The following is a 12,811-nucleotide window of genomic DNA, read 5'->3' as shown; positions in this document are numbered from 1 at the left end:
CATCACTCCACCCCCGTGGGTCCTGACGGTGCGTTGTCCCGCCCGGGACGACGACCGGCCGCTCGGCCCGTGGCCCGTGCCGAGGGCATCCGGGTGCCGAGCACGCGAGGCCCCGTCCGCGGACCGGCGCACCCCGCGACCCGATGCGCGGACCGGGCAGACTGACCGCATGACGACATCACCCGCAGCTCCCATGCGTATCGGCCTTCTCGGTACGGGCCCCTGGGCCCGGATCACCCAGGCACCCGCCCTCGCCGCCCACCCCGGTGTCGTACTCAGCGGTGTCTGGGGCCGCCGGCCCGAGGCGGCGAACACGCTCGCCGCTGCCCACGGCACCAAGGCCTACACCGGTGACGCGGGCGTCGACGAACTCTTCGCCGCGAGCGACGCCATCGCGTTCGCCCTGCCTCCGGACGTCCAGGCCCCGCTCGCCGCCCGCGCCGCGGCCGCCGGATGCCACCTGCTGATGGACAAGCCGGTCGCGACGACGGTGGCCGGGGCCCGCGAGGTCGCCGAGGCAGCCGACCGGGCGCAGGTCGCGTCCGTCGTCTTCTGCACGATGCGGTTCGCCGAGCCGACCGCGTCGTGGGTCGCCGAGCAGGCCGCGCGGGGCGGCTGGTTCACCGCCCGAGCCCAGTGGATCGGCGCACTGTACGCCCCCGGGGCGGAGAGCGCGTTCGCGGAGTCGCCGTGGCGTCGCGAGAAGGGCGGCCTGTGGGACGTCGGCCCGCACGCGCTGTCGATGCTGCTCCCGGTGCTCGGCGATGTGACGGAACTGACCGCCGCCCCCGGACCCGCCGACGCCACCCATCTGATCCTCCGGCACGCCTCCGGTGCGTCCAGCACGGTGACGCTCGCGCTGGACGCACCACTCGGAGCGGCGGGTACGGAGGTCGAGTTCAGGGGCGAGGCAGGGGTTGCCACGCTGCCGGGCGGGGGCGACGCGGTGGACGCGTTCCGCGTGGCGGTGGATGCGCTGCTCGATGCGGCGCGTACGGGGGTGCCCCACCCCTGCGACGTACGGTTCGGGCTGCGGCTGACCGAGCTGCTGGCCGAGGCGGAGGCCGCGGTGAGTTCCTGAACCCCGGAGGGTGCCGGGCGGTGCCGTGTCTCGTACCGCACGGCACCGCCCGGCCCGGGCTCGTCAGCCCACGCGCTCGATGCGGGCGCGACGGATCAGGAACTTGCCCGGTTCGCGCACCTGCTCGAACGCGGCGTCGTTCAGCAGGGCGCAGCTTCCTGACGGTGAAGTGACCTGCACCGTGGTGGACTTGTTGTTGTCGAGATTCGTCACCTTGAGCCGGGTGCCGACCGGGAACTGATTGCTGGACGCGGCGGGGGCGCCCCCCTCGCCGGACAGCGTCACGGTGGATCCGGCACAGACGACCTCACCGGCGGTCTGCCCCCCTCCGCCGGGCGGCGCCGGGGCCGCGGTCCCGGACGCGGGTGGGGATGCCGGTGCGGAAGCGGCTGCGGACGTGGCGGGATTCACGACCGCCGATGCCTCCCCACCGCACCCCGAGGCGGCTTGTTGGCGCCGGATCTCCGCGATCACGGCTTCCCGGTTGGCGATCCGCGCGGCCGACTGGGCATCCGGATCAGCCCGCTGACCGGCGATGAACTGCTCGTTGTTGCCGAGCGCCGTGGCGAGTCCGGTGCAGACGACCGACGAGGCCCGGTCGGCCGGTGGCGACTGCGCGGCCTGGCTGGTTCCTGCCAGCACGGCGGCTGTCCCGCCGGCGAGCGCGGCGGCCCCGGCCAGCAGGGCGAGCTTCTTCTTGCGGCTGAGGGTTTTCTTGCGTGACACGTAGGGCTCCTGTCCCCGGCCGGAACACCTGATGCGCTCGGGCCGGATGTGGTGCGTGTGTCCCTACGTACGAGTAACAGGCGCGTTCGTTTCAACCGTCGTGCGGACGTACCACTTCCGTCGCCGCCCTGCCGGTCAGGGAATGACGGTGACCGCCCGGTGCGCGGCGGACAGGAAGCGCCGCACCGCAGCCGTCTCGCTCTCGTCGAAGTCGTGCAGCACCGCGACCGTGTTGTCGATCAGCGGCCCGAAGAAGGACCGGCCCAGCTCGACCGCCCGCGGGTCCACCGTCATCAGCACCCGCCGCCGGTCGCGCGGGTCGCGGGTGCGGGTGAGGTGACCGAGCCGTTCCAGGCGGTCGATGACGGCGGTGGTGCCCGCGGAGTTGAGCCCGAGCTGCGCACCGAGCCATCCGGCGGTCGCGTCGGTGCCCGCCCGTTCGGCGTCGAGCAGGCAGATCAGGGCGCGTACGTCGGTGGGGTGCATGCCGTGGCGGCTCGCGAACTCGGCCTGGCGGAGCCCGAATTCGACAGTCACCTTACGCAGCAGATGGACGATCTCCATTTCGGGACTCTGCTCGCTCATCGGTCCGCCTCCCTTTATTACCTCGTTGAGCGAGATAATATCCAAGGGCACCCGTCTGGGAGGCACCCCATGACCCCTGCGTCATCCGGATCATCCGCAAAGGCGGCCACCGAATCGTTCCTCGCCGCGTACGACGAGGTCCTAGCGGTCAAGTGGCCCGCCGGAACGACCCACTCCGAGGCCGTCACCCCGTACGGCACCACCCGTGTCAACAGTTACGGACCCGAGGACGCCCCGCCCCTGATGCTGCTGGCCGGCGGCGGCTCCACCTCCACCGTCTGGTACGCCCAGGCCGCCCACCTGGGCCGCAGTCACCGCGTCCACGCAGTCGACCTCATGGGCGACCCGGGCCGCAGCGTGGTGGGGGAGCGTCCGATCCGTACGGTGCCGGACCTGACGGCCTGGCTGGACGCAGTGCTGGACGCCCTGAACATCGCATCGCCGGCACTCTGCGGCCATTCCTACGGAGCCTGGATCGCGCTCCACCACGCCCTGCACGCACCCGACCGGGTCCGGAAGCTGATCCTTGTGGACCCGACCCAGTGCTTCGCCGGTTACCGCCCCGGCTATCTGCTGCACGCACTACCGATGCTGCTCCGCCCCGACGCACGGCGCACGCGCACCTTCATGAACTGGGAGACGGCCGGCGCGCCGCTCGACCCGGCCTGGCTGCACCTGCGCGACGAGGCCGCCGGCTTCCCGTCCGCCAGGCCGGTCACCGGCCCCCGCCCCACCCCTGAGGCGCTGGGCTCCCTGGACGTACCGACCCTCATCCTGCTGGCCGAGAACAGCCGGGCGCACCGCATCGCAGCGGTGGCCGCCAACGCGGCCCGGCTGCTCCCACACGCGCGGACGGCGGCCATCCCCGGCGCCACGCACCACACGCTGCCGCTGCACGCCCCGGACGCGGCCGAACTCAACCGCAGGATCGAGGACTTCCTGTCGGACCGGTAGTTCCGGCTAGCGCCCCAACGCGTCGCGCACGGCATCCTCGGTACGCGCCACGACGGCCGTGCCGTCCTCCGCCGTGATGATCGGCCGCTGGATCAGCTTCGGGTGCTCGGCGAGCGCCGTGATCCACCGCTCCCGCGAACCGTCCTCGCGCGGCCACTCCGTGAGCCCGAGCTCCGTCGCGTCCGCCTCCTGCGTCCGCGTGATGTCCCACGGCTCCAGCCCGAGCCGGTCGAGCACGGCCCGGATCTCGTCCGGCGACGGCGCATCCTCCAGATAGCGACGGACGGTGTAATCGGCCCCCTCCGCGTCGAGCAACTGCACCGCGCTGCGGCACTTCGAACACGCGGGGTTGATCCAGATCTCCATGGGTCCAACGATACGGGACGGGGGCCACGAAAGCCCCTCTGGCCAGGGGCGATTGTCAGTGGTGGGCCGTAAAATAGAGGTAGTTCGTGAGGGTTTCACGACCGTGCCAGGAGGTTGCCCATGGCCGTTGCCGCAGTCACGACCAAGCCGCTCCACAAGCCCCTGCAGAAGAAGCCGCTCCCCGCGGGCCGGCCCCGCGAGTGGTACGTCTCGCACAACCGCCGTCTGAAGGCCATGCGCCTGGCGATCGCCCTGCTCGACACGGGCGTCTACCACCCGTCGAGCGCAGACAACGATTCGATACGCACGACTGCCGAGCGCATCGGCATCCATCCGCCGTCCGACACGACCTGCCGCATGGTCCGCGCCCTGATCCGCTACGGCCGCTGACGGCCCACGGCTGACAGCCACCGGACCAGCATCCTGTGCCCCCGGTCCCTGCCCGGGGGCACACGCACGTACGGCCGTCCGGTGGGTACCGGGATGTCACCCGATCGACGTGCGGGGCATGCGGGGCGGCACGTCTCAGCCTTGACTGGGACGGATCCGTGAGTGCTGGGAGGCGCGATGACGAGGAGATCCGTACGGGGCGCATGGGCCGTACTGCTGACAGCGGTCGTGGCATCGGCTGCTGCGGCCTGCACGGACGACGGCAGCAACCCGTCCGGCACGGTGTCCAAGGCAGCGTCCGCCGTCGCGTCCGTGGCGGCCTCGGCATCAGCTGCCGCGCAGGAGAAGCTCCAAGGATTCAAGAACGGAGTGGACGCGGGCAAGGACGTCAGCGTGGGCGCGGTGGCCGAGCAGGGCGGCCGTGCCAGTACGAAGATCACCGTGACGAACAGCACCGACTCGGCCAAGTCGTACATCGTCCAGATCAACTTCCGTGACCCCGGCGGCAATCTGCTGGACTCGACCGTGGTCACGGTCGACGACGTACGGCCGGGCACCCCCAAGGACGCGACGGCCCGCAGCAACCGCACGCTCGCCGGCGACGTCACCGCCGAGGTGGGCAGAGCCCTGCGCCACTGACGACGGCGGGAGCGGCGGCACCTGAGTACCGCCGCTCCCGTTGTCCGTCAGCTGGAACTTCCCCTTGTCCGCGTACCGGGAGTCGAGTCGGGGAAAGGGGCCTCAGGCGCTCGGGGCTGCGATCTCGCGCTTGAGGATCTTTCCGGTCGCGCCCTTGGGGAGGGCGTCCACCAGCCAGACCTCGCGCGGGTACTTGTACGGGGCGACCTGTGCCCGCACGAACTCCCGAAGGTCGTCGGGCGTGGCCTCGGCGCCGGGGAGCAGGGCCACGGCGGCGGCGACCTCCTCGCCGAGGGCCGGGTGGGGGATGCCGATCACCGCGGCCTCGGCGACGGCCGGGTGCTCGTAGAGGACTTCCTCGATCTCACGGGGGTAGACGTTGTAACCGCCGCGGATGATCAGGTCCTTCTGGCGGTCGACTATGTAGTAGTAGCCGTCCTCGTCGACCCGTGCGAGGTCACCGGTGTGCAGCCAGCCGCCCTGGACGGTCTCGGCGGTGGCCTCGGGGCGGCCCCAGTAGCCCTTCATGACGTTGTGGCCGCGTACGCACAGCTCTCCGATGCCGTTCTGCACATGGACCAGACGCATCTCGACGCCTTCGATCGGGGTGCCGACGGACCCGGGCTTGCGGGGACGGTCCGGATGGTTGAAGGAGGCGACCGGGGAGGTCTCCGACATGCCGAAACCCTCCAGGACGGGGCAGTCGAAGGCGCTCTCGAAGCCGTGCAGGACCTCGACAGGCAGTGCGGCGCCGCCGGACACGCCCAGCCGCAGGGTGGCGGTGTCGTGCGCGCCGGGCTGTTGTGCGTGCACGGCGAGCATGGCCGCGTACATGGTGGGCACGCCCTCGAAGACCGTCACCTGCCGCTGCTGGACGGTCTGCAGCGCCAGCAGGGGGTCGAAACGGGGCAGCAGGGTCAGCCGGGCGCCGACGCCGACCGCGGTGTTCATGGCGCAGCTCTGACCGAAGGCGTGGAAGAGCGGCAGGCAGCCCAGGACGGTGTCCTGCGGGCCGAGCCGGAGCAGCGACCGCGCGGTGATGTCGGCGTTGCGCGTGAGACCGGCGTGGGTGAGCTCGGCCCCCTTGGGGACTCCGGTGGTCCCGGAGGTGTAGAGGATGACCGCGGTGTCCTGGCCGTCACCGACCGCGTCGAGGACGGGGTCCGGGTGGGCGGCGAGCAGGGCGGTGACCGAGCCCGGGCCGATCGCGACCACCTCGGCCGCGGTGCCCGCGGCACCTGCGGCCACCTCGCCTGCGGACGACTCGTGGGCGAACAGCAGCACCGCACCCGAGTCGCGGAGGTAGTGGGCGATCTCGCGCGACTTGAGGAGCGGGTTCATCGGTACGACGACGGCTCCGGCGCGCAGCGTGCCGTAGTAGAGGGCCGGGAACTCCAGCAGATTGGGCAGCATCAGGCCGACCCGGTCGCCCGGGGCGATGCCGCGTGCGGTGAGCAGCGCTGCCACACGGCCGGCGAGGGTGTCGAGTTCGGCGTAGGTCAGCGACCGGTCGCCGAGTTCGACGGCGGTGCGGGGGCCGTACGCGGCGGCGGTGCGGCTGAGGCGGTCGGCGAGGTTCACCTGGGGCCTTTCGTTTCTGGTGCCGGGCACCCCGGCCGCCCGCCGCGGACGGTGGCGTTTCGGGGCCGGGCGGAGGCCGGGCCGTGTTCGGCTCGGATGCGGAAGGTGTGAGGCCGTCAGCCGCGGAGCGCGGAGGCGAAGACGGCCGGCAGCTTGGCGATGCCGGGCGCGGCGGTGAAGCGGGTGACGCGTTCGATCGTCGTACGGGAGGTGCGGTTGGTGACGAAGTACGGCGGCCGCGGGGACAGCGACGGGGAGCCGGTGAACAGACCGCGCGGAGTGGGGGCGAACGGCGCACGCAGTACGGTCTTCTCGATGTCCTCGAGCATGAAGGCGTTGTGGACGAAGCCGATGCCGCTGCCGATGTCCTGCCGGGTGTGGCCGGGGTGGGCGCCCCAGGGGGTGTAGCCGAGCAGGAAGCCGATACCGGACCAGCAGTTGATGCCGAGGGTCCCGTAGCGCAGCTCCGCGACGGCTGCCCGCACCGCGGCGTGGTGGGCCTTCTCCGTCCTGGGGTGGACGACGAGGGTCGCGCCGAGTGTGCCTGGCAGCGTGTCGTTGGCGAAGTCGACGGCGTGGCGCAGGAATTCGGCCGGTGTGTCGCCCGGGAGCCGTACGACGCCGAGAGCGCTGCCGAAGACTTCGCCGGTGATCAGCATGTCGTCGTGGTCGATGATGTCGGGGACGACGATGCGGCTGTCCCCTTCGCCGTGGACCTCGGCCTGCGGGTGGGCCTTGAGCACGGCACCGAGGCGCTGCTCGGCGCCGGGGTAGTAGTCGGTGCGCGGCGGCAGTTCGCCCAGCACCCGCCGGATCTCCGCCAGCAGCCGCTCGGTGCCGTCCCAGGAGCGGGGCACCACCAGGATCTGGCTTGCGATGCAGTTGTGGCCGGAGTTGTTCATCTTGCTGGTGACGATGTGCTCTGCCTGGAAGCGGAAGTCCGCCGCGCTCCACGGGCCGGGGGTCACGATGCAGGGGCTGACCCCGCCGAGCTCACTGGTGAACGGCTTGCCGATCAGCGGAGTGTCGTTGCGGCGGCGCTCGCCCGCCAGCTCGTCGGTGCCCCACACGATGGCGTCGTGGGTACGGTCGCTGCCGGTGACATGGATGGCGTCGACGCCCTCGTGCGCGGCGAGGTGGCCGCCCTCGGCCGCGCCGCCGTCGATGAAGCGCACCCAGCCGCGTTCGACGAACTCGGCGAAGACATGCGCGAAGTGCGGGCGGAGGTAGGCGTTGACCGGGTTCATCTTGGCGATGACGACCTGGCCCTCGACGTAGAGCTTGTGGAGGATGTCGAGCGCGGTGATGGCCGCGACGTTGCCCGCGCCCAGGACCAGGGCCACGGCCGGACGGCCCGGCCGCCCGCGGTACTCGCCGGCGGCCCGGTCCCGTACCTGCTGTGCGGTGGCGCCGGCACGCATCCACACCTGGGCGGTGAATCCGTTGAGCAGCAGGGTGTCCCAGCCGGTGGCGGGGAAGACATCGACCAGGGTGCGGCCGTCCGACTCGTGCACGGCTGCGGCGTCGAGCGGGTCGTGGCCTGCGGCGATCCGGCGCAGCACACGCAGGTAGGCGCTGACGTTCTGGACGAGTGCCCACGGGGCGCCGATCCAGTCCTCGGCCGCCCAGGGGGAGTCGGGTCCGTATCCCTTGGCGTGGGCGCCGGCCGCGGCCATGTCCGCGGCGTTCCCGACGATTCGCGGCATCAACCGCTCCAGCAGCGCGATCCGTTCGGCGATCGGGGTGGCGGTCCACGACGCGGCGCCTTCGCGCAGTTCGGCGACGGTGTGGTCCAGCCGTTCGGTGTCGACAGCGGAGAAGGTCACGGTTCGCTCCAGGGTGCGGCGGGTGGGTGGACGGTGGCGGGGCGGTGTGTCAGGCGCTCGGCCGGGGAGCGTCGCGCGCCGGGTCGATCAGGGTGAAGGCGGCGAGCGTGCCCAGCAGCAGCAAGCCGCCCGAGAGCACGACGGCGGTCTGGTATCCCCGCGGGCCCTGGCTGTCGACCAGGTGACCGACGACGGCGGGGGCGATGAGGCCCGCAGTGGTCACGACGGCGTTCATCGTGCCGAGGGCGCCGCCGCGCCGTGCGGGCGGGGCCAGTTCGGCGACGGTGGTCGCCGCGACGGTGGCGAAGGATCCTCCCAGGCCGAAGCCGACGGCCAGCAGCGCGGTCTTCGCAGGCACGCCGTCCACGAGGGGTACGGCCAGGCAGGAGACCGCGCCGAGCAGCAGCAGGCTGCCGCCGACCCGGCCGCGCGCCCAGCGGCTGCCGACTCCGCGGCGCATGAGCCATCCGGTGAGCGCTGCCTGTCCGAGCAGTGCGAGAGCGCCGACCGCCCAGGGGAGAACGATCAGCCTGCCGGTGGCGTCGGAGGAGTGGCCGAGGCCGTTGTGCAGGTAGGAGGGGAGCCAGACGAGCATCAGTGCCACGGACCAGTAGCTGGTGAAGAAGGCGGCGGTGGTGCCGATCCAGGTACGGGTGCCGAAGATCTGTCGGTAGGCGGGCTTCACCGCAGGCTCGGAGGAGGAGAGTCTCTCCGGGGCGTCGGTCCGGTACTTTCCGTCGGCGCCGAGCACGGCCCACAGCACGGCCCACAGCGCACCGGCGGCCGCGACCACCCAGAGGGCGGCACGCCAGCCGTGGTGGTGAATGACCCAGGTCAGGCCGGGCGCGGCGGTGATCACGCCAAGGGTGACTCCGAGGGTGACCAGCGCCCCGGGAAGGTTGCGCCGGTGGTTGGGGAACCAGGACAGCGCGGCCTGCTGGGCGACGGGGAAGGCGGGGCCCTCCGCGGCGCCCAGCAGGACCCGTGAGCCGATCAGTACCGCCAGGCCGCCGCCCAGGGCTGCCGGAGTCTGTGCGATCGACCAGAGCAGGGCCATGGCCAGGAGAAGCCATTTCGGCCGCACGCGGTCGGCGAGCAGACCCACCGCGCCGGCGGCGACGGAGAACAGCAGGAAGAAGGCGCTGTTGGCGAGCCCGAAGTCGGTGGCGGACAGGCCCATGTCCGCGCGGATCTCGTCGGCCGCGAGGCCGAGTACGGACTTGTCCGCGAAGTTGACCATCATGAAGGCCACGAGCAGGCCGGTGACGATCCAGGCGCGGGCGCCGGCGCCGGAACTGCGGCCTGCCGTCGGGGACTCGGTCTGTCTGGGGGCGGTGTCGGCGGCGGTCACGGGGTCCTCCGGAAATGGGGCGCTGACAAGGGGTGGCACGCGAGGAGGTGGGCACGCAAGGAGGCGGAGTGGCGCCGCGGCCCGTGCGCGGGCCCGCCGGGGCGGACCCGCGGGGACAGGGGGGCTCAGGAGAGCGGAACTCCCGCGATCGCGATGCGCTCCATGACGCGGCGCAGCGGGTAGTAGTCGTTGATCGCGTAGTGCTGGACCGCGATGTTGTCCCAGATCGCGACGGAGTCCGGCTGCCAGCGGAAACGCACCTGGAACTCGGGGATACGGGCCTGCAGGACGAGTTCGTCGAGCAGTTCACGGCTCTCGGCGTCCGACAGGCCGACGATCCGAGTGGTGAAGGGCTCGTTGACGTACAGCACCTTGCGTCCGGACTGCGGGTGGCGGATGACGACCGGGTGCTCCACCGGTGGCAGGGACTCCCGCATCCGGGCCACCTGCTCCTCGGTCATCAGCGAACCCCAGCTGGGCACCCAGTCGTGCACCGCCATGAGGCCGTCGATCCGGGCCTTCATCGACTCGGAGAGGTTGTCGTAGGCGACCGCCATGTCGGCCCACATCGTGTCGCCACCGGCCGGCGGCACCTCGACGGCGCGCAGCACGGAACCCAGGGCGGGCGCGGCCATGAAGGAGTGGTCGCTGTGCCAGATGTTCTCGTTGCCGATGGCCATGGCGTCCTTGGCCAGTCGGGAGACGCCGACGGTGTCCCCCTTGGGGAAGAACGGGTTCACCTCCGGCTCGCCCCACACCGCTGCGAGCGCGACGTGGTGATCCGCCGCGAAGCGGTGCTGGTCGCGGAAGAAGATCACCTTCCACTCCAGCAGTGCCTGCCGCAGTTCCTCGGCGAGGTCGTCACCGATCGGCTGCGAGAGGTCGACACCGCTGATCTCGGCGCCGATGTGGGGGGTGAGCGGGCGGACGCCCAGGATCCGGTACTGCGCCTCGGGGCTGCCCGGGGCGGTGCGGTCGAGCACGCGGTGCCCGTAGCGCATCAGGGGCTTGTCCAGGGTGGGCTGGGGGTTGGCGACGACTGCGGCCATGAGTGCTTCCTCCGCGGTGAGGATTAATTCGTTACGGGGAGTATCGATATTCGGGCATGCCATGGCAAGGGCTCGCGTCTCTCAATTTCATGACCGCGGAGAGATCCGGCTCCCGGTCAGCGCTGCACCCCCACGGCGCGGCCGACGAGCTCGACCACCGACTCCACCAGGTGGCTGTCCGGCAGCTCCTGCTCCGCCACCAAGCGGAACACCAGCGGCGCCGCCACCATGGTGGCGGCGGCCCGCACGTCGGTGTCCGGCCGCACGTCCCCGCGTACGATGCCGCGCTCCAGGATGTGTCCGGTCTGGCCCATGACCCGATTGATGTACGCCCGGTACGCGCTGCGTCCGACTCCCGCCTCGGACGCGGCGCCGAAGACCCCTGCGATCAGGCGGTCCATCCCGGGCGTCCGGTACACCTCGACACGTGCGGAGAGCACGGCCCGCAGCTCGTCACGGAAGTCCCCCAGATCGGGGATGGACAGGGGGCCGACGCGCGACTCCGCGGCCGCGATGATCAGGTCCTGCTTGGTGGGCCAGCGCCGGTAGATGGCCGGCTTGCTCACCCCCGCCCGCACGGCCACGGCGTCCATCGTGAGCGCGCCCATCCCCTGTTCCGCGACCAGTGCGATCACCGCATCCAGCACCGCACGGGTGACCCGCTCCTCCCGGGGGCGCCCCGGTCCCCGTGTCGCGCCCCGAGTCTGCTTTTCGACCATGCACCGACCCTACGAGTTCCTCCTGCACGCCAACCAGGTCGGTCCCCGATCGCGTCCGGGGGGAGCCGGACGGGCATGTGCACAAGCGGTGGGGGGCACCACCGGCGGAGACGCGGCCGGCGGAACCGGACTCGGCGTTCACCTGTTCGGTCTAGCGAGCATCACGGCGCACGCCATGCGTTCCTACGATGGAAGGGACGTGGTGCGGTCATCCGTTCGGGACACACCTGGCAGACCGGGCCCGCGGGAGGCAGTCATGCGCCTCATCGGAATGTCCGCCGTCGCAGGGGCCGTTGTGCTGTCGTTGTCGGCCCCGGTCGCGATGGCCACGGCCGGCGCCGACCCCACCGCCACCGTCAGTCCGAACACCGTACAGCCCGGCCAAACCGTGCATCTGACCTTGCGCAACTGTGAGAACCCCGGGGAGGGCGGGCTTGCCGAGGGCTCGCTCGTCGGGGGCGGGACCACCGCGAGATCCCCCATCGGCATCACGGAGCTCAAGGCCGGCGCCGACGGGACGCTCGTCGGCACAGCCACCATCGAGAACGCCGAGCGTGGAACCACGGAAGCCAGCTACCTCGCCTGCAACTCGGACCCGGACGAGGTCGTCGAGACCACCGTCACCGTCACGCACTGACTGATGCGGCGGCTTGGCGTCTCAGCTCTGAGGACGCCCGGGCCAAGCCGGCCACCGAGCAACCGGGCCCGGCCTCGTCGAGGGCGGTGGCCAGGAAGTCGGCGGGGAACACCCACCCGTCGTGCACGCGGCCCGCGTGCACCAGGTCCGGTTCTCCGCAGTGCCGACCTCGACACCCGGCCCGCCGAAAAGGTGCCCTCGCATCAGCCGCAGACGGCTCAGACACTCGGTGGTCTGGTGCACACCCGATGGTGCACAAGGTCGTGCACGCGCACTTCACGGTCGAAATCGGCATCGACGTACAAGTCAGTGGAAGCGCTGTTCTGACCTGAGCCACCGACAGTCAGCCACGGTGGCGGATGCGCCCACTGAGCACCAACCACGTGCGTGTCCAGCAACCCCGCGCCGCCGCCAGCCACGCGTCTTCCATGCGCCACGGGCCGCACCTCGGTCCAGCTCGTGTGTTGCAGACGCGGATGTCAACTGGGTTCGCACTGGGAGACTGCGTCAAACTGGGCGCGGAGAACACGACCACAACGGCCGTGCCACGGCGGGTCGTTGCCCCCCTGCAACCGCACGCCATCGGATGACGTCAATCCGACGTGGGTACGGCGCAGCGACATTGATCGCATCGCAGATAGCTTCACCCCCGCGCTGTTCGGCAATCAGGAGCCATCAAGTTCAGAAGTGGTTGCTCCGTTGGTCCCCTGAACCCGGCTTTCGAAGCACGTGCCACGACGGATCTTGCACTTGGTGGGACTGCCAGGAAAGTGTTGTCAGCTTTTTCTCGGTGCCGGTGCCGGGTTGCGGAATCTCGAGAATGATCCGCCGACCTGAGCGGTCGTCGACAACGAGCATGCTCTCTTCCAGCACCATGCGGCCGACAAAGGGATGCTCCACTTCTCGA

Annotated in this window: 14 protein-coding genes (1 of these 14 only partly in view); 5 read left to right on the top strand and 9 right to left on the bottom strand. The window is 71.1% G+C overall.

What is annotated here, in order from left to right; translation table 11 throughout:
* The first annotated feature begins 169 nt into the window (after positions 1-169).
* Positions 170-1,081, top strand: a complete 912-nt coding sequence (locus tag ACFYP5_RS07420; protein WP_389031814.1) for a Gfo/Idh/MocA family protein — start codon at positions 170-172, stop codon at positions 1,079-1,081.
* Between the two features lie 63 nt (positions 1,082-1,144).
* Here ACFYP5_RS07420 and ACFYP5_RS07415 read toward each other — a convergent pair whose 3' ends face one another.
* Together ACFYP5_RS07415 and ACFYP5_RS07410 are read right to left on the bottom strand one after the other, a co-directional pair.
* Complete coding sequence (locus tag ACFYP5_RS07415) at positions 1,145-1,807, bottom strand: hypothetical protein (RefSeq protein ID WP_389031811.1); 663 nt, start codon at positions 1,805-1,807, stop codon at positions 1,145-1,147.
* Positions 1,808-1,942: 135 nt separating this feature from the next.
* The gene (locus tag ACFYP5_RS07410) at positions 1,943-2,392 is read right to left on the bottom strand and encodes a MarR family transcriptional regulator (protein WP_389031808.1); all 450 of its coding nucleotides are present in this window, start codon (positions 2,390-2,392) and stop codon (positions 1,943-1,945) included.
* Positions 2,393-2,461: 69 nt separating this feature from the next.
* Between ACFYP5_RS07410 and ACFYP5_RS07405 the strand changes: the two genes are divergently transcribed.
* Positions 2,462-3,346: an alpha/beta fold hydrolase gene (locus ACFYP5_RS07405; RefSeq protein ID WP_389031806.1), complete on the top strand. Its 885-nt coding sequence runs from the start codon at positions 2,462-2,464 to the stop codon at positions 3,344-3,346.
* A gap of 6 nt (positions 3,347-3,352) precedes the next feature.
* Here ACFYP5_RS07405 and ACFYP5_RS07400 read toward each other — a convergent pair whose 3' ends face one another.
* Positions 3,353-3,712 (bottom strand): ArsC/Spx/MgsR family protein, encoded by a 360-nt coding sequence (locus ACFYP5_RS07400; RefSeq protein ID WP_389031803.1) that lies wholly within the window; start codon positions 3,710-3,712, stop codon positions 3,353-3,355.
* A gap of 120 nt (positions 3,713-3,832) precedes the next feature.
* On the opposite strand from ACFYP5_RS07400, the gene ACFYP5_RS07395 reads away from it, so the two are divergent.
* Positions 3,833-4,102, top strand: coding sequence for a hypothetical protein (locus ACFYP5_RS07395; RefSeq protein WP_389031801.1), 270 nt, complete (start codon positions 3,833-3,835; stop codon positions 4,100-4,102).
* A 177-nt stretch (positions 4,103-4,279) separates the two neighbouring features.
* Positions 4,280-4,741: a hypothetical protein gene (locus ACFYP5_RS07390; protein ID WP_389031798.1), complete on the top strand. Its 462-nt coding sequence runs from the start codon at positions 4,280-4,282 to the stop codon at positions 4,739-4,741.
* 102 nt (positions 4,742-4,843) lie between these two features.
* Here ACFYP5_RS07390 and ACFYP5_RS07385 read toward each other — a convergent pair whose 3' ends face one another.
* From ACFYP5_RS07385 to ACFYP5_RS07365, 5 genes are all read right to left on the bottom strand, one after another.
* A complete protein-coding gene (locus ACFYP5_RS07385; RefSeq protein ID WP_389031796.1) occupies positions 4,844-6,322 on the bottom strand; it encodes a long-chain fatty acid--CoA ligase in 1,479 nt (492 codons plus the stop codon).
* 116 nt (positions 6,323-6,438) lie between these two features.
* Positions 6,439-8,148, bottom strand: a complete 1,710-nt coding sequence (locus ACFYP5_RS07380; RefSeq protein WP_389031793.1) for an aldehyde dehydrogenase family protein — start codon at positions 8,146-8,148, stop codon at positions 6,439-6,441.
* Positions 8,149-8,197: 49 nt separating this feature from the next.
* Positions 8,198-9,499 (bottom strand): MFS transporter, encoded by a 1,302-nt coding sequence (locus tag ACFYP5_RS07375; protein ID WP_389031790.1) that lies wholly within the window; start codon positions 9,497-9,499, stop codon positions 8,198-8,200.
* Between the two features lie 125 nt (positions 9,500-9,624).
* A complete protein-coding gene (locus tag ACFYP5_RS07370) occupies positions 9,625-10,548 on the bottom strand; it encodes a TauD/TfdA dioxygenase family protein (RefSeq protein WP_389031788.1) in 924 nt (307 codons plus the stop codon).
* Between the two features lie 116 nt (positions 10,549-10,664).
* Positions 10,665-11,267, bottom strand: a complete 603-nt coding sequence (locus tag ACFYP5_RS07365; RefSeq protein ID WP_389031785.1) for a TetR/AcrR family transcriptional regulator — start codon at positions 11,265-11,267, stop codon at positions 10,665-10,667.
* 256 nt (positions 11,268-11,523) lie between these two features.
* Between ACFYP5_RS07365 and ACFYP5_RS07360 the strand changes: the two genes are divergently transcribed.
* Positions 11,524-11,904 (top strand): hypothetical protein, encoded by a 381-nt coding sequence (locus ACFYP5_RS07360; protein WP_389031782.1) that lies wholly within the window; start codon positions 11,524-11,526, stop codon positions 11,902-11,904.
* Positions 11,905-12,585: 681 nt separating this feature from the next.
* Here ACFYP5_RS07360 and ACFYP5_RS07355 read toward each other — a convergent pair.
* A protein-coding gene (locus ACFYP5_RS07355) for a helix-turn-helix transcriptional regulator (RefSeq protein ID WP_389031779.1) crosses the window boundary here: on the bottom strand, positions 12,586-12,811 show its end. The gene runs 677 nt beyond the window's last position; only the last 226 of its 903 coding nucleotides appear in the window; its start codon lies off the right edge, out of view; its stop codon occupies positions 12,586-12,588.

Source organism: Streptomyces sp. NPDC005262 (assembly GCF_042872425.1).
Classification (GTDB): domain Bacteria; phylum Actinomycetota; class Actinomycetes; order Streptomycetales; family Streptomycetaceae; genus Streptomyces.
This window is presented reverse-complemented; position numbering and strand designations above follow the sequence as displayed.

Excerpts from the sequence above, each read along its gene's own strand:
- ACFYP5_RS07400 (WP_389031803.1), bottom strand. The coding sequence starts at position 3,712 with ATGGAGATCTGGATCAACCCCGCGTGTTCGAAGTGCCGCAGCGCGGTG.
- ACFYP5_RS07370 (WP_389031788.1), bottom strand. The coding sequence starts at position 10,548 with ATGGCCGCAGTCGTCGCCAACCCCCAGCCCACCCTGGACAAGCCCCTG.
- ACFYP5_RS07360 (WP_389031782.1), top strand. The coding sequence starts at position 11,524 with ATGCGCCTCATCGGAATGTCCGCCGTCGCAGGGGCCGTTGTGCTGTCG.
- ACFYP5_RS07405 (WP_389031806.1), top strand. The coding sequence starts at position 2,462 with ATGACCCCTGCGTCATCCGGATCATCCGCAAAGGCGGCCACCGAATCG.
- ACFYP5_RS07420 (WP_389031814.1), top strand. The coding sequence starts at position 170 with ATGACGACATCACCCGCAGCTCCCATGCGTATCGGCCTTCTCGGTACG.
- ACFYP5_RS07390 (WP_389031798.1), top strand. The coding sequence starts at position 4,280 with ATGACGAGGAGATCCGTACGGGGCGCATGGGCCGTACTGCTGACAGCG.
- ACFYP5_RS07410 (WP_389031808.1), bottom strand. The coding sequence starts at position 2,392 with ATGAGCGAGCAGAGTCCCGAAATGGAGATCGTCCATCTGCTGCGTAAG.
- ACFYP5_RS07365 (WP_389031785.1), bottom strand. The coding sequence starts at position 11,267 with ATGGTCGAAAAGCAGACTCGGGGCGCGACACGGGGACCGGGGCGCCCC.
- ACFYP5_RS07395 (WP_389031801.1), top strand. The coding sequence starts at position 3,833 with ATGGCCGTTGCCGCAGTCACGACCAAGCCGCTCCACAAGCCCCTGCAG.